Here is a 16991-nt window from a genome sequence, read left to right on the forward strand (position 1 = left end):
GGGCGGCTCGGAAGCCGGTCATTTATATCGCCCGCCGCCGTCCCCGACAACGAGAGGGAAAGCGTTGCCCACCGTTCAATTCACCTGTTCCGACTGTGCGCAGACCATCGAGGTCAACGACGAAATGCGGGAGACGATCCTCGCCACCGGCTGTCCGGTCTGTACGACCGCGGCCAGCGAGGGCGACTTCGGCGACGAGTAGCAGCTTCGGCGTCGCGACCTCGGCGTCGCCGCCCCGGCGCCACGGCCCTCGGCGTCGGTTCGAGAGACGAGAGCGTTCGCGTTCGGCCGTTTATAACTGAGACCAACGGCGCCGCCTCGGGGCGCGATTTTTAAGCCCGGCGCGCGCAGTGAGCGTATGCTTGTCGTCGTCTCCGACACCCACTCGCGCGAGGAGTCGAAGCTGCAGGGACGGACCGCAGAAGCGGTCCGTGAGGCCGACGTCGTCGTTCACGCGGGTGACTTCTACCGCGAGCCGGTTCTCAACGCGTTCGAGTCGGCCACTCGGAGTCTGCGGGCCGTCTACGGTAACAACGACGACGCGGGGATCCGCGACCGCGTCCCCGAGGTACGGACGGTGGAGTACGCCGGCGTTCGGTTCGCGGTCACCCACCGGCACCGCAACGGCGACACCGGACTCGTGATGCTCGCCCGGGAGCGCGACGCGGACGCGGTGATCTGCGGGCACAGCCACCGCCCCCGGTTCGACGACGACGGTGCGCTCCCGATACTAAATCCTGGAAGTCACGCGCAGCCGCGCGGAAACCGGCCGGCGCACGCCGAGCTCGAACCCGCCTCCGAGGGTGAGAGTACCCTGAACGGACGGCTCGTCACGCCAGATGGGCAGATATTCGGTGAGTTCCAAATCGCGCCGTAGTCGGCGTCGCGGCCAGACGATGCGATCCGGCGTCGGAGAAATGACGCCCGCCGAACGGGAGGGCGGATTCGGCGGGCGAACGCGACGCCCCGCCTGTCGGTCACGCCGGGAGGTAGGGGAACGGCAGGGAAGCGGAAGGAGAGTAGTGGGGGCGTGGGGAGAGACCTGAGCGAGCGGGTATTGTGTGCCGTCGCGGCTCGCCGGCCGGTGACCGATCGTGGGGTTGAGGGCCGAAGCGGGGGTCGCATCGACACCTTACGCTGGAGATAACTTATAGGTAGCTTAGACACAAAGGCGCGTTTTAGTCACTGGTCGACAGCGGCCGGAACCGACGGCCAGAGCCGACGACCGGAACCGGTGGACGACCGGCCTGCCGAAACGCATAACACCGTCCCGACGGATTCGAGTGTATGCTCCCGGTCGAACCGTTGTTCGTCGTGATCCTTGCCATCCTGCTCGGATTCTTCTTCTTCGCATTTCTGTTGGTCCGGCGCACTCTAACGGGGCTCCGCGAAGGGTACGACGACGGGCAGCGATAACATGGTTGTCGTAACTGTCGCCACCCTCGGTGTCGCCGCCGCCGCCAGCCTCTTTATGGCGTGGTCGATCGGCGCCGGATCCTCCGGATCGACACCGTTCTCTCCGGCGGTCGGTGCCAACGCCATCTCCGTGATGCGCGCGGGGCTCGTGGTCGGTGTGTTGGGGTTAATGGGCGCGATCCTCCAGGGCGCGAACGTGACAGAGGCGGTGGGAACCGAGCTGATCGGCGGCGTCACCCTCACCGCCGGCGCGGCCATCGTCGCGCTGCTCACTGCGGCCGCGCTCGTCGCGATCGGCGTGTTCGCGGGGTACCCGATCGCGACCGCCTTTACCGTCACCGGCGCGGTCGTCGGCGTCGGGCTCGCGATGGGCGGCGACCCGGCGTGGCCGAAGTACACCGAGATCCTCACGCTGTGGATCCTCACCCCGTTCGTCGGCGGCGGCGTCGCCTACGGCGTCGCGCGGATGCTCATCGGCGAGCGGCTTCCCGAGCGAGCGCTCACCGCGGCGCTCGCCGGGCTGGTCGGCGCGATCGTCGCGAACGTCGGGTTCGCGCTGCTCGGGCCGGCGGGCCAGCAGGCGTCGCTGTCGGAGGCGTTCGGTTCCGGGCTCGGGATCGGCGCGATCGGCACGCCTCTGGTCACGGTCGCGGTGGCGGCGGTCGTCGCGCTCGCGGTGTACGCCGACCTCGGTCGCGACCGCGAGGGCGCCCAGCGCCGATTCCTCCTCGCGATGGGCGGACTGGTCGCGTTCTCGGCCGGCGGCTCGCAGGTCGGGCTCGCGATCGGCCCGCTCGTCCCGATCTTCAGCGATGTCGGGGTCCCGCTGTGGGCGCTGCTCGTCGGCGGCGGCGTGGGACTCCTCGTCGGATCGTGGACCGGCGCGCCGCGGATGATCAAAGCGATCTCGCAGGACTACGCCTCGATGGGGCCGCGGCGGTCGATCTCGGCGCTCATCCCGTCGTTCGCGATCGCGCAGATCGCGGTCGCGTTCGGGATCCCCGTCTCGTTCAACGAGATCATCGTCTCCGCCATCGTCGGCGCGGGTTACGCCGCGGGCGACGCGGGCGTGAGCCGGTCGAAGATGGGGTACACCGTGTTCGCGTGGATCGCGTCGCTCGTCGGGTCGCTGGCGCTCGGGTTCGGCGTATACTCCGCCGTGCAGTTCGTGCTCTGAGCGGTGTGACGAGCGGCTAGATCGGTTAAGTGCGGAGGTTCGGTTATAAACGGTTGTCGCTGGCGGATCGGCGGTGAACGCCTCCAAAGCCCCAGCCGCTCGGTAATACGCGATCGGTGACTCGACGACGAACACCTCCAAAGCCCCAGTCGCGACGACTCGCGCGGTTCGCTGTCGTTCGAAAGGCGCGAAGCGCCTTTCGTGATGACGAGACGCCTTCGGCGTCTCGAACCACGCTCCTCAGTCACTCGCTCCGCTCGTTCCTTGCGGTCCTTGTGTCACCGTGCTTCGTCCTCGCGACAGCGAGGCGCTTCGCGCCTCTGGCAGCCGGCGGCAAAGCCGCCGGCGACTGCCCCTTTGAGTCCCACCCGCACCGCACAACAACCGCACCTCACGCCTCCCCAGCCTCGCGGTTCGCGCTCTTCGAGCGCTCACCGCGTCCCTCGCGCGTGCTCCTCGCACCCTTCGGGCGCTCGCAGGCACGCGCCGACCGCAACAGCGACCGTGGCGACTACTCGTCGCTCGGATACGTCGGCAGCCGCGCGGACTGCGCGCTCCCGTCGACGGACGGGAACGGGAGGTCGGAGCGCGTCGCCGCGACTTCTTCGCCGTCGACGCGCACGGTGGGATCGACGAGGTCGGCGTCGAACCGGGCGAACGCCAACGCGATCGGGTCGCCGGCGGCCGGTCCGACCGCCGCGCGGGTCACCTCGCCGACCGCCTCGTCGCCGTCGAACACGGCCGCGCCGGGAGACGGCAGGATCTCGTCGTACCCCTCCGGGTCGGCGTCGCCGTCGATGTCGGCGGTCGCGTCGGCAAGCCCGTCGAGGTCGAGTCCGATGAGACGCCGGCTCGGCCGTCCCTGATTCTCAACGCGGGAGACGACCTCCTGACCGACGTAACACCCCTTCTCGAAGTCCAAGGCGTTGCGGAGTCCGAGGACGTTCGGCACCGTTCCTTCAAGCTCGTACTCGAAGAGGGGCGTGCCGGCTTCGAGCGAGAGCGCGTCCCACGTCCGGTAGCCGAACGGGGCCGCGTTGAGGCCCCGGTTGAGCAGGGTGTCGAGCACCTCTTCTGCGTCCTCGGCGGCGCAGACGACCTCGTATCCCTCCTCGCCGAGTGGCGCATCGCTCGCGATCACGGTGACGCCGGCGTCGACCATCGATCCGCGGACGAACGAGAGCGGTTTCTCGGGTGCGCCCGGTCCGCCGAGTACCGAGGCGACCTTCTCGGTCGACTTGGGGCCGTGGACTCCGAAGACGCCGAGCTCGTCGGAGATGTCGTCGATCGTCACGTCCTGAATGAACACCTTGCTCGCCCAGTCCTCGGCGACCGCCTCGGTGCGCTCGGGCGGGAGGAAGACGAGGAGGCGCTCGTCGGCGTTGTACACGTACATGTCCGTCTCGATGCCGCCCTGGGGATCGAGCAGGAGTGCGTACACGCCCTGACCGTCTGCCTCCGGAATTCGGTTGGAGACGGCGTTGTCGATGAACTCGACGCGGTCCTCGCCCGTGATCGCGAGCACGCCGTACCCCATCTCGATTGCGCCGACGACGTTGCGGACCGCCTTGCCGACGCGCTCGGGCTTCCTGTAGTGATCCACCACCCGGCGGCCACCGCGGTCGCGGTACACCGCGCCGTGGGCACCGTGGGTGTCGGAGACGAGAGTCATACCGGTAGAGAGTCGGGGGAGCGGCAAAAGGTCGCTGGCTTCGGTGCGGGTACGGGCGGTTAATTCTCGCGTTCACGTACGCACCGTGTCGCTACAGTCCGAGCCGGTCGCGGACGGCGTCGACGAGGGTGTCCGAGCCGTCCTCGATCTGGTCTTCGGGATCGGGAACGACGCGGTCGTGCGGGTACACGCGCACCCGTTCTTCGCTCTCGACGGTGATGAGCGAGTCCGCCTTCAGCGCCGATAACGCCTCCTCGACGGCGTCGATGTTGGCGTCGACAGCCGCGCGCAGCTCCAGCACCGTCATGCCCTCGTCGCCGCGGTCGACGAGCGCGTCCAGCAGTGCGACCTCGACGTCCGGCCGGTCGCGGTATTCCGGCTTTGCGGCCATACGCCGTAGTTGGACAGGATGCGGTTTACGTCTACCGGCGAGAAACGAGTCGCCCCTAGCTGACGGAACCGCTACCGCACGAGTCGCGAACAGGTTCCACAGAGGTTCTCCTCTTTCACGTCGACCTCGCGAACGGTCGGCGAGAAGGACATGACGCACTTGCTGTTGTCGCAGTGCTCTAGTCCGAGCGTGTGGCCAATCTCGTGGACGACCTCCTTGCGGACGCGGTCGGCGAACACGTCGACCGCGGGCTTGGTCGAGACGCCCCCGTCGGAGGAGGTGCGAAGCCGGTGGGTCGAAATCACGGAGCCGTTACCGTTGAGGTAGGCGAGCCCAAACACGTAGTTCCGACGGCGGTAGTAGAGGTCGCGCGGAGTGATCCCGATATTCTTTTCGCCGCCGCCGACGCGGCCGACCGTTTCGATGAGGTCCTCGGCGCGGTACTGATCGCGGCCTTCGTCGTAGGCCGTCCCGGGGATCGGCTGATCGTCGTGGACGGTCACGTCGCAGTCGTATACCGAACGGAGCGCGGCGGAGGCCTCGCGTTTCACGCGGGGGGTGACCTCCCCGACTGGGACGATGTCCACGAGCATGGAACAGCTTTTGACCGCCGCAATCATAAAGCCCGCGCCGTGGTTTCACACTCACGTCGCGCGCTGGTCGACGAACTCGCGGAACACGACCGCCTCGTGGAAGTCGGCGTCGGAGACCGTCTGGCGGTCGCGCGGGCGCTTGCGGAGCGAGGCTGTCGCGTCGTCGCCGTCGATGTCGATCCCGGAGACAGATCGCGAGCGGCAGCACAAGAGGTCCGAGACGAGGCGGTCGACGGGTCGATTCGCGTCCGGCGGGGAGATGTGCTGGCGCTCGCCGATCAAGTGAGCGGGAGCGAAACCGCTCCCCTCGCCGACGCAGACGGCCGCGTCGCGATCGATGCGGTGTACGCGTGTAACCTCCCGGCCGAACTCCAGCGTCCGACAGTCGCCCTCGCCGACCGTCTCGACGCTACCTGCGTATTCACCACCCTCGGGTTTGAGGAACCGGTCGTCCCGGTCCGGCGTCGCTTCGTCTCGGGAACCGCGCTGTACGTTGCGCGGGACGGCGGGCGCGGGAAGCGGTCGTCCGGCCCCGAGTGAAGCGCGGGGTCGAGAGCCGGCCGATTCGGCGAGAATCCGAACGTTCTTTCCCACCCCTGCCGGCGTACGGGTATGCAGGTCGACGCAGTCGTCCTCGACATCGACGGGGTGTTGGTCGACGTAGCGGACTCCTACCGGCGGGCGATCATCGAGTCCGTCGAACGGGTGTGTGACAAGACGATCGATCGCGACGCGATTCAGTTGTTCAAGGACGCCGGTGGGTTCAACAACGACTGGGAGCTGACTGACGCGGCCGCCCTCTACGTGCTGGCCCGCCGGGAGGGGCTCGGGATGGATGTCGAGACCTTCACCGGTCGGATCGCCGAGGGCGGGGGCGGGCTTGACGCTGCGAAGGAGGTCGTCGGCGACCTCCCCCGAGTCGCGCAGGCGCGGGTCCGCGACCAGTGGGATACCGAGCGACTCCGCGAGACGTTTCAGGCGCTGTACCTCGGCGAGGAGCTGTACCGCGAGCTGGAGGGCGGCGCCCCCCCGCTGTCGGCGCCGGGGTACATCCACGACGAGCCGACCTTGGTGGAGCCGGAGACGATCGCTGACCTGACCGACCGGTTCGACGTTGGCGTGTTGACGGGGCGGCCCGCCGCCGAGGCGGAGATCGCCTTGGAGCGCGTCGGCCTCGACGTGCCCGAAGATCGGCGGTTCACGATGGACGACTGGGAGGAGGGGAAGCCGCATCCGCGGGCGCTGGTGACTCTCGCGGAGCGGTTCGACGCCGACCGGATCGCCTTCATCGGGGACACCCTCGACGACGTGCGAACCGCGCGCAACGCCGACGATGAAGACGCGAGCCGCGTCTACTACGGGATCGGCGTCCTCACCGGCGGCCTGACCGGTGACGAGGGGCGCCGGAAGTTCGCCGAAAACGGAGCCGACGCGGTCGTCGAGGACGTGAACGAACTCGTCGAGCTGTTGGAGTAAGAAATGGGCCTTGCCGGATTCGAACCGGCGATCGACTCGTTATGAGCGAGTCGCTTTAACCGGACTAAGCTAAAGGCCCGTAATTCGGGGTAAACGGGACGAACCCTTTAGCGTACCGAATCCGTACGATCGCCGGACGAAACCGTGAAACCTTGAGTAGGATCGACGACACCGCAGAAGCCACACCTAACGCTACGAGGTGTAGGAAACAGAGAGACGCCGAAGCCAGGACTCGAACCTGGGACCGCCTCGTTAACAGCGAGGCGCTCTACCAGCTGAGCTACTTCGGCTCGATTCAGCGTACTCGATTCGTTTTGATAGGGCTTTCGTTTCCGCCCGACCCGAGTGCGATCAGTTGGCGCGGCGCATTCACGCCCGATCGTCATCTCCCGCTCGCCTCCCGAATCGCACCGTTCGTCCGGTGACCGACACGTTTTCGGCCGGACCGCGAGAAGTCGATCCATGGACGATCTCGAGGCGGTGCTGTCGCGCGTTCGCGACCGGGCGGTCCCCGAGCCCGCGGAGCGCGACCGCCTGCGAACGGTCGCCGTCGAGCTCGCCGATCGGACGCGCGAGGCGATTGCCGACCTCCCCGTCGACGCCGATGTGGTACAGGTGGGGTCGACCGCTCGCGACACGTGGGTCTCCGGCGACCGCGACATCGATCTCTTCGTGCGGTTCGACGCCGCCCTCGACCGCGAACAGCTAGAGGAGTACGGGCTCGCCGTCGGCCACGCCGTCCTCCCGGACGGCCACGAGGAGTACGCGGAACACCCCTACGTGAAAGGCACTTACGAGGGGTTCGACGTGGATCTGGTCCCCTGTCACGACGTGGAGACCGCCGGCGACCTGATCTCCGCCGTCGACCGGACCCCGTTCCACGACGCATACCTCTCCGCGCGGCTGGATGAGGGACTCGCCGACGACGTGGTGCTTGCGAAGGCGTTCCTGAAGGGAATCGGCGCGTACGGGAGCGACCTCCGCACCGAGGGGTTCTCGGGGTACCTCACCGAGCTGCTCGTCTTGGAACTGGGCGGGTTCGTCCCCCTCGTGGAGTCCGCCCGGAGCTGGCACCCGCCCGTGGAATTCGATCCCGAAGGGCACGCCGAGCGGACCTTCGACGACCCGCTCGTCGTGGTCGATCCGACCGATCCGACGCGGAACGTCGCGGCCGTCCTCTCGGCCGAGAACCTCGCTCGGTTCCAGCACTACGCCCGCGAACTGCTTGCAGCCCCGAGCGAGGCGCCGTTCGAACCGGTGGATCCGGCTCCGCTGGACCCTACCGACGTTCGCGACCATCTCGACCGACGGGAAACGACTCCGGTAGCCGTCGTGTTCGACGCGCCCGACCTAGTTGACGACCAGCTGTGGCCGCAGCTCCGTCGGTCGCTTGACGGGATCGTTCGGGGGTTGAACGATCGCGGCTTCGACGTGCTCCGTGCGCGCGCGATGACGGACGGGAGCGGTCCGGAGGCTGACGGAGACGGAGCCAAGCGCGCCGCGCTGTACGCCGAACTGGAAGTCGCAGAGCGGCCGGCCGTCACACGCCACGAAGGGCCGCCGGTCGCGGTGCGGAAACACGCCGCGAGCTTCTACGAGTCGTACGCCGACGACGTTGATCCGGAGACGTACGGCCCGTTCATCGACGGCGACCGGTACGTCGTCGAGCGCGAACGGGAGTTCACGACGGTCCGCGAGTACCTCGAAAGCGACGCGGCCGGCGATGTCGCGCTCGGTGCGCAGGTAGAACGAGAGTTCGCCGAGCGCGACGTGCTGGTCGGGGACGCGGTGGCGACGCTCGCGCCCGCGTTCGGGGTGCCGCTCAGGGAGTTCTACGAGCCGCACCCGTGAGGCGCGCGGGCGGACACCATCGTACAAGAGCGTCGCTCACCGACGGAAAGGAGGGCGGAGACAAGGACCCAGACGGGAGAGCCGGCGGTTGGGAGAAGCGACAGGCAGACTACCGAGACAGACGGTCCGAGACGAGGTAGACGAGCGCGACGATCCCGAGCAGCACAGCGCCGATCACAGACATGAACGCCGCAACCTGCGGAAAGACCAGCCAGAAGGCGACATAAAACGAGAACGCGAACGCGAGCAGGCCGACGATCACGACCCCGCGTGTCGGGTTCTGGACGGCCGCGACGAACGCGCGTTGCGGAAGCGAGAGGTCGCCGAAATCGACCGGTACGTCGGGGTTGTTTGGACCGTCGGGCGGAGTATCGCCGGGTGAGGCGTCGACTGCGGATCCGTCGGCGTCGATCTGATCTCCGACATCGACCCGGTCCTCGGCGTCGTCAGTCACGCGCTTTGGTACGATCCGGATGCGCCTGTACCTGTCGTTCCCCGAGCCCCGATCAGCCGAAAACCCCGCCGACCGCCGCGCCGACGAGGAACGCCAGCACCCCGGCCGCCAGGTTTGCGGCCGCGAACCCGGCCGCGGTTCGACCCTCTCCGTCGGCTGCGGTCGAGACCGTCTCGACGGCGAACGAGGAGAACGTCGTGAAGGCGCCACAGAATCCGACGACAGCCAGGAACGTCGCTTCCGAGCCGATCGGCGCGGCGAGGAGGGCGCCGAGCGTGAGGCTCCCGAGCGTGTTGACGGCCAAGACCGACCCGCGCCCCTCGATACGGAGGCCAACCACGTGTCGCGCCACTGCGCCGCCCGCCCCGCCGAGACCCACGAGGACGAGCGCGAGCAGGGGATCGGTCACACTCGCCCTCCGACGAACAGGCCGGCCGCGGCGGCCGCAAAGCCGGCGGCGTAGCTCACGGCGACGTAGGCGGCGCCAGCAGTCGTCCCGAGCGTCACGGCGTTGCCAACGAAGGTGCTGTACGTGGTGAACGAGGAAAGCATGCCGGTGCCGACGAACAGCCGCGTTCGGTGGCGCGCGGCGCGTGTGACTAACACTCCCAGCGCGAAGGAGCCGAGGACGTTCACGAGGAGCGTTGCGGCCCCAGTTGCGTCACCGACGGCGATGTCGATCCCGTGTCTGGCGACGGCGCCGACGAATCCCCCGAGCGCGACGAGGAAGAACCCGAGCGGTGTCCGTTCCATGTCGGAGCGTCGCAGGCGGTTATCTTGGGTCTTCGGACTTCGCGGCGGCGGTCCCGCTTGCGCTGGGACTTCCGCCACCGTGTGGAGTCCGTCGCTCTCGGATCCGAACTGTGTGAGCCGTCTCCGTCGCGTCGTCGACGACGAGCGCCTCGCCGGTTTCAGTCGGGAGCCGGGAAGCGAGGTCGCCGGCGAGGTAGGTCGCCTCCGCCTCGGCGAGCCGGTCGAGGTCGCGCTCGGCGGTGAGCCGGTGGGCGACGAGCAGGTCCGACTGCGAGACGGCGACGCTCGGCAGCGCACCGGGTCGCTGCGTCGCACAGACCAGCGAGACGCCGGGTGCGCGACCACGGGTCAGGAGCGTTCGGAGCGCGGGATCAGCGACGCCGCCGAAGAAAGCGTGCGCCTCGTCGACGAGGAGCCACGGGAGCCGATCGAGGTCGCCGTCGATCCGGGCGTCGTAGAGCCCGCGAGCGACCGCCCTGACGACTGCAGCCGCGGCTGCCTCCGGAACGCCGGCGAGATCGAGTACGGTCGGCTCCCCGCCACCGACGAGCCGGACGGTCGGCGGTGCGTCCGCGTCGAACACGCCCCACGACTCCGCGAGCCGCAGGTGGTTTGCGGCCGCGCGGCGATCTGCAGCGGGCGCGTCTGCGGCGTCGACTCGATCGCGGAGCGTCGCGAGCGACGGCGATTCGTCCGATTCACCCGAACCCCCCGCCTCAGGGGATTTGAGGGCGTCAGCGACGACGCGCCACACCAGACTTCCCGGCCCGCTCGCCGGGTCGAGCCCGAGCAGGTCCGGCCACGCCTCTGGGGGAATCGCCGCTGGGCGGACCCGTGGTTCGACGACCTGTCCGCCAGTCGCCCGAAGCCCGTCGAAGACGCCCATTGGATCGACCACAACCGGCGCGACGCCGCTGGCCGCCGCGAGCCCCTCCGCAAGGACGCCGAGTGTGTACGACTTGCCGGTGCCCCGCTTACCGAAGACGACGCCGGCGTGCGGGCTGTCGGCGTCAATCCCGACCGCGGCCCCGGCGCTGCCGTCGCGTGCGAGGAACGACCCGAGCTGGACGGTTGGGAGCCGTTCGTCGCCGATCTCGCCGTTCGTGCCGGCTGACCCGGTCCCATCATCCGAGCCGGTGTCGCGTCCGAGCACATACATAGCCGCGGTGGCCCCGGTATCATACAAAAAGGTCGGGACGAGCGTGAACGCGACGGCCCGTTCGGGCGAGGGCGCACTCGATCGCTCGTTCGACCCGTCCAATCTTTTATCAGTGATACCGCGGCCACCGACGGTATGCCTCACTCGAAGCGGGACGAACGCACCGCGAACGACCGATCTTTTTGCTCGGACCGTCGGGCCATCGAGGGCCTACCGGTCAGGCTGGTTATCGCGCTCGTCGTCGGCGTCGCGAGCCTCAGCGTAATGATGGGGATGATCGGCGACATCGATGGGCTGGCCGCGACAGAGCTCGACGCGCAGCCGCAGCCGGAGGTGACGACCCCGGGCGAGCAGTCGCTCGACGTCGCCGTCCTCGATCCGGACGGCTCTCGCGTCGCGGACGCGACGGTGATCGTCCGGAGCGGGTCGGCACAGATCGACGGTGTCGCCACCGGAACAACTGGATCCGACGGAACCGCGACTGTCGATGTCGACCCGGAGCTCGGACCGAACCAGCCGGACGGAACCCTCACTGTGGAGGTAAAACCGCCGGCGGAGGGCGACTACGTCGACGAGCGAAGGAACACGGAGGTGCTGGTGGTCGCGGAGTGATCAAATCCGGTCGTCCCAGTCGATCCAGTCTTGCTCCCAGCCGTGACGTGCGAAGTGCCCTTGCTCGGCGCGCTCGGCGTCTTCGCGGCGCGTGCGGTTCCGCTCGACGCCGCGCTGCTCGCCGTCGACGAGCATTGGCTGGAGCCGCGTCGGACCGGCCGTCTCGGTCGTCCGGAACCCGGTCGGAGCGTCGTCACCGTCGTCCGCCGAGTCTCCCCCTGAGTCGGGTTCGATCGCGGCGATCGTCTGGACTGCCGTCCCGCGGGGGTAGACGATCCGACCCCCCTCGGCCAGCTGCTCGCGGAGTGCCCGCGGCGGCTTGACGACGCTCGCTTCGAGAAGGATTCGGTCGTACGGGGCGTACTCGGGAAGCCCGTTCACTCCGTCACGTCGGTCGACGAGGACGGCGTCGTATCCGGCTGTCGAGAGGTTCGATCGGGCGATCGCCACCGCCTCTCGGTCGATATCGATCGCGTGAATGTGTCTTGCACCCGCTATCTCGGCGAGCAGCGCGACCGAGTAGCCGACGCCCGCGCCCACGACGAGCACCTCGTCGCCCGCGTCGGCGTCGAGTGCGGATATCAGTCGGACCACCGTCGCCAGCGTGAGCGACCGGTCTCCGTTCCCACCGCTCCCGCCACCTCGGCCGGTCTCGCCCCCGGCCGCAGTCGCCCCGTCGTCGACGAACGGGTCCCGGGAGACGCGCTGAAGCGCCGTCAGTACGGGCTCATCCAGCGTCTCGCCGATCTGGTGTTCGAGCCCCTCGATCATGTCGGCCCGAAGCGACGCCTCGTCCATAGTCGGACTCGGTGCTCATCCCTCTAAAACCGCTCGCTCGTCGCCGCATCACTCGTCGACGCATCTGTTGTCACCGCATCGGAACGAACCGGACCCCGCCGTGGTCCTCGCGCTCGACGCCCTCCTCTTTGACCGTCAGTCGGACGAGCCGCTGTGCGCCGACACGGCCGACTGGCGCGACAACCCGGCCGCCAGTCTGTACGCGGTCGACGATCGAGTCGGGGACGCCGTCTGCCGGTGCGCAGGTCAAGTATGCAACGTCGAAGGGCGCCTCGTCTCGGAAGGCAATCTGCCCGTCGCCGGCCCAGACGGTCACGTCGTATCCGAGCTGCCGGAGCCGCTTGCGGGCCGACTCGGCTAGTTCTGGAACGTACTCAACGCTGTAGACGTTTCCCGGGCCGACGATCTCGGCCACGACCGCGGCGTGGTAGCCGCACCCTGTGCCGACCTCGAACACCCTGTCGCCGGGTTCGATGTCGAGCAGATCGGTCATGAGCGCGACCATGTGTGGCGCGCTGACCGTCTGATCGTGGCCGATCGGGAGCGGCCGATCCGCGTAGGCACGCGACCGGTGGCGCTCCGGGACGAACGCGTGTCGCGGGACCGACTCGATCGCCGCGAGCGTTCGCTCGTCGATATCGCTCCGGCGGCGGAGTCCGTCGACAAGCTCGCGGCGGGCCGCGGCGTGGTCGGCGTCGTCCATGCGTGATCATATCATGCGGTGTGTGGAGAAGCTGTCGGCAGGGGGCGAAAAAAACAGGGAGCGCGCAAAAACCGAATAACGCTCTTACGCCACGTCGATCCGGTGGCCGTCGTCCGTCTCGTCGGCAGCCTTCGGGAGCGTGATCGTGAGGACGCCGTGGCGGTACGTCGCGCTCGCGTCCTCGTCGACGACGGGTCCCGGAAGGTCGACGGACCGAGTGACCGACTCGTGGCGCCGCTCGCGCCGGAGATACCGTCGGTCCGCGTCCTCGCTCGCCGCATCGTGCTCGGCGGTAATCGTAAGCCGCCCCTCCGTCGCCCGCACGTCGATGTCTTCGCGGTCGTATCCCGGGAGGTCGGCCATGACCACGAACTCGTCGTCGTACTCGGCCACATCGATGTCGGTGGCCCGGAGGTCACGCCCCCACGTGCGGTCGCCGCCGAAGGGGGCGCGGCCGAGGAACTGCTCGATCTCGTCGAAGGGGCTGTTTCTGTTCATGATGATCACCATTAGAGACGTACTCTGTGGTATTAAAGACGACAGGATAGTAGATAGCTTATGGCAGGGTATTCGAGGGTTCAGACCGATCACGGCGGTGACACTCGCTTCTCGACCGGCTACGTCACGACACGTCGATGTTGTGGCCGGCATCGTCCGACGACCGCTTGGGAAGGGTGACGGTGAGTACACCGTCGTCGTACGAGGCGGTCGCGCCGTCGCGGTCGACGGGCTCGGGGATCGGAATCCGACGCGACACCGCGCGGCGACGGCGCTCGCGACGGTGGTAGCGAACGTCGTCGCCGCCCCCGGCCTCGGAGCTGTCGTCGCCGCCCGTGTCGGCACCCTCGGCCGCGTCGCCCTCAACTGCGTCGTCCGCAGTGGCGTCGTCCTCGTCGACGGTCACCTCCGTGTCCCGCGTCTCGTCGTGGGTGGCCGTGATCGAGAGAGTCTCGTCGTGGAGTTCCACCTCGATTCCGTCGGCGTCGAAGCCAGGGAGGTCGGCGAGCACAGTGATCGTCTCGTCGTCCTCGATGACATCGACGGCGATCTCGCGGGTGTCCGGGAAGCCGGGGACCCCGGGCCCCGGCGCGTCGAGCGTGCCGCCGAGCTCCTCGAACTCCCGTCCCATCCGTTCGATCAGGTCTTCTATCTCGGTAAATCGATCGCGGCGTGTCATGCTGGTCAGGATTCGAGGCGGAGCGACTTGAACGTACGGGCGGGAGTTGCTGAACGGACGGGCGGGAGTTGCTGAACGGGCGGGAGATGGACGGAGACGGACCGCGAGGGACCGCGGGCCTAGAGGAACGGCTGCCAGTAGTACGGGCTGACGAACCCTTCGATGCACGCGGCGACCGCGATCAGCACGCCGACGCCCATCAGTACCCAGAACGCGTTCTCAAGCGCGTCGGCGAACGCCTCGCGGGACAGACGACCGCGGAACGCCCGCCACGAGACGATCCCGAGGTGGATACCCAGCGCTCCGGAGATGAAAAGCGCGGGAATTTCGAGGATTCCGTGGGGGGCGACGAACGCGAGCAGCGCGACGAGGTTCTCCTCTAGCGCCGCGGTGGCGCCGAGCGCAAGCCCGTTGAACGCGATCGACGAGAGCGCGGGAATCACGAACGCGACGCCGCCGAACGAGGTCGCGATCGCGACCGACCAGTTGTTTCCGAAGAAGTTGAGCGCGGCCGTCGGTGGGAGGTGACCGATAAGCCGCGACTCGATAGACGTGGTGACCGCGCCAACGAGGGGGTCGACCGCGAGCCACCCGATCACGCCGAACCCGACACCGACGAGGATCGCGATCGCGTGCAAACCGGGAGTTCGTCGAACGAATCCGGTCATCTCCCGCCAGCCGCGGCGGATGCCTCCGACGAACTGATCGCGGAGGCGGGCGTCGACCGGCTCGACGGGGGCGACCGCGTCGCGGTGGTCGCCGTACAGGACGGTCTTGAGCAGGTCGAGCGCGGGAGCGGCGACGACCGCGCTGGCGAGCGCGACGACGGCCCCGCCCCCGAGAAACGCGAGCGCGGACGCAGCCGAGGAGATCGCCACGAGCACGCCGACGGCGACGACGACGTACGCGAGGGCGTCGACAGGGTTCGACCGGATGAACCCGCCAGCGCCCTCGACGGCGCCGACCACACCCGTCTCGTCGACGACGACTGCGGCCGGCGCGAACGCGAACACCGCGCGGACGAGGAGCAGGACAGTTAGCCCGACGAGCAACGCGACGAGCGCGACCGCGGCCCCGAGGAAGGGGTTGACGAGGAATGCGCCGCCGATCGCGAGCCCGCCGAGCAGTGACACTCCGACCCACAGCAGAACCTCGGTGACGTAGAGGCCGAGGAACGTGAGCCAACGTCCCCGTACGCCGGCGATTCCGGCGGTGAGCCCGCGGCGGCCGCGGACCCGGCCGGCGACCGCCGACATCTGTCCGGCGGAGACCGCGGCGTACGTCAGGAGCGCCAAGAGGAGCGTCGCGGCCGTGACGACGGTCAGAAGCAGGACCGCGGTCGGCGACGCGAGGGGTTCAAGCGCCGGGGCGACGGTCTCGACCCACGCCTGAACCGCCTCGGGGTCCTGCGTGTCAGGCGGCGTCAGGTCCAGTTCGGTAAGCGCTCGACGCGCGTCGTCGAGCTGACCGGTCAGCTCGTAGTGGAGGTACGTCCCGGCGAGCGCGACGAAGAGGCCCATCCGGGCGATGACGGGGACCGCCGTGCCGAGGAGGTAAAACGGAAGCAGGTCGGCGGGGCGCCGTCGGAGGGTCGACGCGGCGGCGGAGACGGCGGATGACAGGTCCATGCGAACCGGTTCGGCCGTCCCATACTTAAAAACTCGAGCGATCCGGGCGTTCACTCGTCTGGTGTCGAAGCATCGCATTCGTCACCGGCCCCCCGCTCGGCCATCATCTCTGCGGCGCGGTCGGCCCACCCCGAGTACCGGAATCCCACGGTGACGACAAGTGCCATCCACGCGTACGCGAGGGACACGCCGACGTACGTCCCCACCGGGCCAAATCCGGCCGTCCGCCCGAGCAGCCACGACGCTCCCAGAAGAGGCCGAACATCCCGGCCACGCGAGCGAGAACACCCGCGTCCAGACGCGTCGCCGCCGCGAGAGGTCCATGTGTCACCGCGGAGAGACGGACGGGCTTTGACCCTCTCGGAGCCGGAGAGATCCGACGGATTCGACCCGTTCACCGAGACGAATCCCCAATCGCCCGCCGCCCGAACATTAAAACGTGTGAACGTTACACACCCACACGAGAATGGACGTGTTCGTGTACGGAACGTTGACCGAACCGGAACGGGTCGCCGAGGTGCTCGACTCGTACGTGTACGTTGGGCCGGCAACGTTGTTCGGGCTCCATCTCGTCGAGGGACGGTACCCGACGCTCGCGCCGGGCGGTGAGACGGGCGGGCGGCTCCTCCGGACCGAGGAGCTGGACGCCCTCGACGAGTACGAGCGTGTCGAGACGGGATTGTACCGACAAGTGACAATCCCGCTCGACGCGCCCGGCGGCCACCCGGACGAGGCGGCGGTGTACGTCGGGGATCCCGACCGACTCGGCGCGGACGCGGTGTGGTCGGAAGAGGGTATCGGCGGCGAGGGGAACGACGGCGACAGGAACGACGGCGACAGGAACGACGGCGACAGGAACGACGGCGATAGTGACGAGAGAGACGACGGCGATCCCGGGTTCGCTGAGCGGGTCGACCAGTACCTCGAACAGGAAGCGGTTCGGGTGCGGTTAACCATCTGAGATCCCGTCTGACGGAGCGATGACGGCGGTGCAGTCGTGCGGTTTTACTTTCACTCCGCTAGCCCCACCTTTTTGTATTCGGGTAGTCTCTCTTTACTTGCACGTCACACGCGTGCATTCCCCCTTTCACAGTCAGCGAGCCGTGGCTCGGTCTCGATCTGGTTTCGATC

At 68.3% G+C, this 16991-nt stretch carries 21 protein-coding genes, 2 tRNA genes and 1 pseudogene; 9 read left to right on the forward strand and 15 right to left on the reverse strand.

Annotation, left to right across the window (positions count from 1 at the left end; all coding sequences use genetic code 11):
• Window positions 1–64 precede the first annotated feature (64 nt).
• The 4 genes from HLAC_RS18675 (at window position 65) to HLAC_RS01620 (ending at window position 2593) form a co-directional block, all read left to right on the forward strand.
• Window positions 65–202, forward strand: a complete 138-nt coding sequence (locus HLAC_RS18675; RefSeq protein WP_012659573.1) for a DUF7560 family zinc ribbon protein — start codon at window positions 65–67, stop codon at window positions 200–202.
• 156 nt (window positions 203–358) lie between these two features.
• The gene (locus HLAC_RS01615; protein WP_012659574.1) at window positions 359–877 is read left to right on the forward strand and encodes a metallophosphoesterase; all 519 of its coding nucleotides are present in this window, start codon (window positions 359–361) and stop codon (window positions 875–877) included.
• 410 nt (window positions 878–1287) lie between these two features.
• On the forward strand, window positions 1288–1416 hold the full coding sequence (locus HLAC_RS19785) for a DUF7859 family protein (RefSeq protein WP_012659575.1): 129 nt from the start codon (window positions 1288–1290) through the stop codon (window positions 1414–1416).
• A gap of 1 nt (window position 1417) precedes the next feature.
• Entirely contained in the window at window positions 1418–2593 is a 1176-nt protein-coding gene (locus HLAC_RS01620) for an inorganic phosphate transporter (RefSeq protein WP_012659576.1), read from the forward strand.
• A 511-nt stretch (window positions 2594–3104) separates the two neighbouring features.
• Here the strand turns inward: HLAC_RS01620 and ygfZ are convergent.
• The 3 genes from ygfZ to HLAC_RS01635 form a co-directional block, all read right to left on the reverse strand.
• Window positions 3105–4265, reverse strand: coding sequence for a CAF17-like 4Fe-4S cluster assembly/insertion protein YgfZ (gene ygfZ, locus HLAC_RS01625; RefSeq protein ID WP_012659577.1), 1161 nt, complete (start codon window positions 4263–4265; stop codon window positions 3105–3107).
• A gap of 91 nt (window positions 4266–4356) precedes the next feature.
• A complete protein-coding gene (locus HLAC_RS01630; RefSeq protein WP_012659578.1) occupies window positions 4357–4656 on the reverse strand; it encodes a DUF6432 family protein in 300 nt (99 codons plus the stop codon).
• A 71-nt stretch (window positions 4657–4727) separates the two neighbouring features.
• Window positions 4728–5249 (reverse strand): archaemetzincin family Zn-dependent metalloprotease, encoded by a 522-nt coding sequence (locus HLAC_RS01635; protein ID WP_049933628.1) that lies wholly within the window; start codon window positions 5247–5249, stop codon window positions 4728–4730.
• Between the two features lie 39 nt (window positions 5250–5288).
• Here HLAC_RS01635 and HLAC_RS17635 point away from each other — a divergent pair, with 39 nt between their 5' ends.
• Window positions 5289–5789, forward strand: a complete 501-nt coding sequence (locus HLAC_RS17635) for a UPF0146 family protein (RefSeq protein ID WP_079892080.1) — start codon at window positions 5289–5291, stop codon at window positions 5787–5789.
• Window positions 5790–5861: 72 nt separating this feature from the next.
• Window positions 5862–6725 (forward strand): TIGR01548 family HAD-type hydrolase, encoded by an 864-nt coding sequence (locus HLAC_RS01645; protein WP_012659580.1) that lies wholly within the window; start codon window positions 5862–5864, stop codon window positions 6723–6725.
• A 4-nt stretch (window positions 6726–6729) separates the two neighbouring features.
• Here HLAC_RS01645 and HLAC_RS01650 read toward each other — a convergent pair.
• Both HLAC_RS01650 and HLAC_RS01655 read right to left on the reverse strand, forming a co-directional pair.
• Window positions 6730–6804: transfer RNA gene (locus HLAC_RS01650), tRNA-Ile, on the reverse strand.
• Between the two features lie 138 nt (window positions 6805–6942).
• A tRNA-Asn gene (locus HLAC_RS01655) sits at window positions 6943–7015 on the reverse strand.
• A gap of 172 nt (window positions 7016–7187) precedes the next feature.
• On the opposite strand from HLAC_RS01655, the gene cca reads away from it, so the two are divergent.
• Window positions 7188–8576, forward strand: a complete 1389-nt coding sequence (gene cca, locus HLAC_RS01660; protein WP_012659581.1) for a CCA tRNA nucleotidyltransferase — start codon at window positions 7188–7190, stop codon at window positions 8574–8576.
• A 109-nt stretch (window positions 8577–8685) separates the two neighbouring features.
• Here the strand turns inward: cca and HLAC_RS01665 are convergent, their stop codons facing one another.
• The 4 genes from HLAC_RS01665 to HLAC_RS01680 are packed head-to-tail and all read right to left on the reverse strand — an operon-like array spanning window position 8686 to window position 10942.
• Entirely contained in the window at window positions 8686–9030 is a 345-nt protein-coding gene (locus HLAC_RS01665) for a hypothetical protein (RefSeq protein WP_012659582.1), read from the reverse strand.
• Window positions 9031–9082: 52 nt separating this feature from the next.
• The gene (locus HLAC_RS01670; RefSeq protein WP_012659583.1) at window positions 9083–9439 is read right to left on the reverse strand and encodes a fluoride efflux transporter FluC; all 357 of its coding nucleotides are present in this window, start codon (window positions 9437–9439) and stop codon (window positions 9083–9085) included.
• Window positions 9436–9783, reverse strand: a complete 348-nt coding sequence (locus HLAC_RS01675) for a fluoride efflux transporter FluC (protein WP_012659584.1) — start codon at window positions 9781–9783, stop codon at window positions 9436–9438. The genes HLAC_RS01670 and HLAC_RS01675 overlap by 4 nt, the downstream gene beginning before the upstream one ends.
• Window positions 9784–9802: 19 nt before the next feature.
• Window positions 9803–10942, reverse strand: a complete 1140-nt coding sequence (locus HLAC_RS01680; protein WP_012659585.1) for an ATP-binding protein — start codon at window positions 10940–10942, stop codon at window positions 9803–9805.
• A gap of 135 nt (window positions 10943–11077) precedes the next feature.
• Between HLAC_RS01680 and HLAC_RS01685 the strand changes: the two genes are divergently transcribed.
• Window positions 11078–11554 (forward strand): DUF7382 domain-containing protein, encoded by a 477-nt coding sequence (locus HLAC_RS01685; protein ID WP_012659586.1) that lies wholly within the window; start codon window positions 11078–11080, stop codon window positions 11552–11554.
• Here the strand turns inward: HLAC_RS01685 and HLAC_RS01690 are convergent, their stop codons facing one another.
• From HLAC_RS01690 to HLAC_RS17640, 6 genes and pseudogenes are all read right to left on the reverse strand, one after another.
• Complete coding sequence (locus tag HLAC_RS01690) at window positions 11555–12352, reverse strand: protein-L-isoaspartate O-methyltransferase family protein (protein ID WP_012659587.1); 798 nt, start codon at window positions 12350–12352, stop codon at window positions 11555–11557.
• A 70-nt stretch (window positions 12353–12422) separates the two neighbouring features.
• Entirely contained in the window at window positions 12423–13055 is a 633-nt protein-coding gene (locus HLAC_RS01695) for a protein-L-isoaspartate(D-aspartate) O-methyltransferase (protein WP_012659588.1), read from the reverse strand.
• 84 nt (window positions 13056–13139) lie between these two features.
• Window positions 13140–13553: an Hsp20/alpha crystallin family protein gene (locus HLAC_RS01700; RefSeq protein ID WP_049933631.1), complete on the reverse strand. Its 414-nt coding sequence runs from the start codon at window positions 13551–13553 to the stop codon at window positions 13140–13142.
• A 124-nt stretch (window positions 13554–13677) separates the two neighbouring features.
• Window positions 13678–14232 (reverse strand): Hsp20/alpha crystallin family protein, encoded by a 555-nt coding sequence (locus tag HLAC_RS01705; RefSeq protein WP_012659590.1) that lies wholly within the window; start codon window positions 14230–14232, stop codon window positions 13678–13680.
• A 119-nt stretch (window positions 14233–14351) separates the two neighbouring features.
• Window positions 14352–15860 carry a stage II sporulation protein M gene (locus tag HLAC_RS01710; protein ID WP_049933128.1) on the reverse strand — a complete coding sequence of 503 codons (1509 nt, stop codon included), beginning with the start codon at window positions 15858–15860 and terminating at the stop codon, window positions 14352–14354.
• A gap of 50 nt (window positions 15861–15910) precedes the next feature.
• A pseudogene (locus HLAC_RS17640) lies at window positions 15911–16182 on the reverse strand (MATE family efflux transporter); the annotation flags it as partial.
• A gap of 144 nt (window positions 16183–16326) precedes the next feature.
• On the opposite strand from HLAC_RS17640, the gene HLAC_RS19920 reads away from it, so the two are divergent.
• Window positions 16327–16821, forward strand: a complete 495-nt coding sequence (locus HLAC_RS19920) for a gamma-glutamylcyclotransferase family protein (RefSeq protein ID WP_012659593.1) — start codon at window positions 16327–16329, stop codon at window positions 16819–16821.
• The last annotated feature ends 170 nt before the right edge of the window (window positions 16822–16991 follow it).

This window comes from Halorubrum lacusprofundi ATCC 49239 (assembly GCF_000022205.1).
In the GTDB taxonomy this organism is placed as follows: Archaea; Halobacteriota; Halobacteria; order Halobacteriales; family Haloferacaceae; genus Halorubrum; species Halorubrum lacusprofundi.

What these genes read in the sequence shown, in the direction of transcription:
- HLAC_RS01615 (WP_012659574.1), top strand. Translation starts at nt 359, where the DNA reads ATGCTTGTCGTCGTCTCCGACACCCACTCGCGCGAGGAGTCGAAGCTG.
- HLAC_RS19785 (WP_012659575.1), top strand. Translation starts at nt 1,288, where the DNA reads ATGCTCCCGGTCGAACCGTTGTTCGTCGTGATCCTTGCCATCCTGCTC.
- HLAC_RS01620 (WP_012659576.1), top strand. Translation starts at nt 1,418, where the DNA reads ATGGTTGTCGTAACTGTCGCCACCCTCGGTGTCGCCGCCGCCGCCAGC.
- ygfZ (WP_012659577.1), bottom strand. Translation starts at nt 4,265, where the DNA reads ATGACTCTCGTCTCCGACACCCACGGTGCCCACGGCGCGGTGTACCGC.
- HLAC_RS01630 (WP_012659578.1), bottom strand. Translation starts at nt 4,656, where the DNA reads ATGGCCGCAAAGCCGGAATACCGCGACCGGCCGGACGTCGAGGTCGCA.
- HLAC_RS01635 (WP_049933628.1), bottom strand. Translation starts at nt 5,249, where the DNA reads ATGCTCGTGGACATCGTCCCAGTCGGGGAGGTCACCCCCCGCGTGAAA.
- HLAC_RS01645 (WP_012659580.1), top strand. Translation starts at nt 5,862, where the DNA reads ATGCAGGTCGACGCAGTCGTCCTCGACATCGACGGGGTGTTGGTCGAC.
- cca (WP_012659581.1), top strand. Translation starts at nt 7,188, where the DNA reads ATGGACGATCTCGAGGCGGTGCTGTCGCGCGTTCGCGACCGGGCGGTC.
- HLAC_RS01675 (WP_012659584.1), bottom strand. Translation starts at nt 9,783, where the DNA reads ATGGAACGGACACCGCTCGGGTTCTTCCTCGTCGCGCTCGGGGGATTC.
- HLAC_RS01680 (WP_012659585.1), bottom strand. Translation starts at nt 10,942, where the DNA reads ATGTATGTGCTCGGACGCGACACCGGCTCGGATGATGGGACCGGGTCA.
- HLAC_RS01685 (WP_012659586.1), top strand. Translation starts at nt 11,078, where the DNA reads ATGCCTCACTCGAAGCGGGACGAACGCACCGCGAACGACCGATCTTTT.
- HLAC_RS01690 (WP_012659587.1), bottom strand. Translation starts at nt 12,352, where the DNA reads ATGGACGAGGCGTCGCTTCGGGCCGACATGATCGAGGGGCTCGAACAC.
- HLAC_RS01695 (WP_012659588.1), bottom strand. Translation starts at nt 13,055, where the DNA reads ATGGACGACGCCGACCACGCCGCGGCCCGCCGCGAGCTTGTCGACGGA.
- HLAC_RS01700 (WP_049933631.1), bottom strand. Translation starts at nt 13,553, where the DNA reads ATGAACAGAAACAGCCCCTTCGACGAGATCGAGCAGTTCCTCGGCCGC.
- HLAC_RS01705 (WP_012659590.1), bottom strand. Translation starts at nt 14,232, where the DNA reads ATGACACGCCGCGATCGATTTACCGAGATAGAAGACCTGATCGAACGG.
- HLAC_RS01710 (WP_049933128.1), bottom strand. Translation starts at nt 15,860, where the DNA reads ATGGACCTGTCATCCGCCGTCTCCGCCGCCGCGTCGACCCTCCGACGG.
- HLAC_RS19920 (WP_012659593.1), top strand. Translation starts at nt 16,327, where the DNA reads ATGGACGTGTTCGTGTACGGAACGTTGACCGAACCGGAACGGGTCGCC.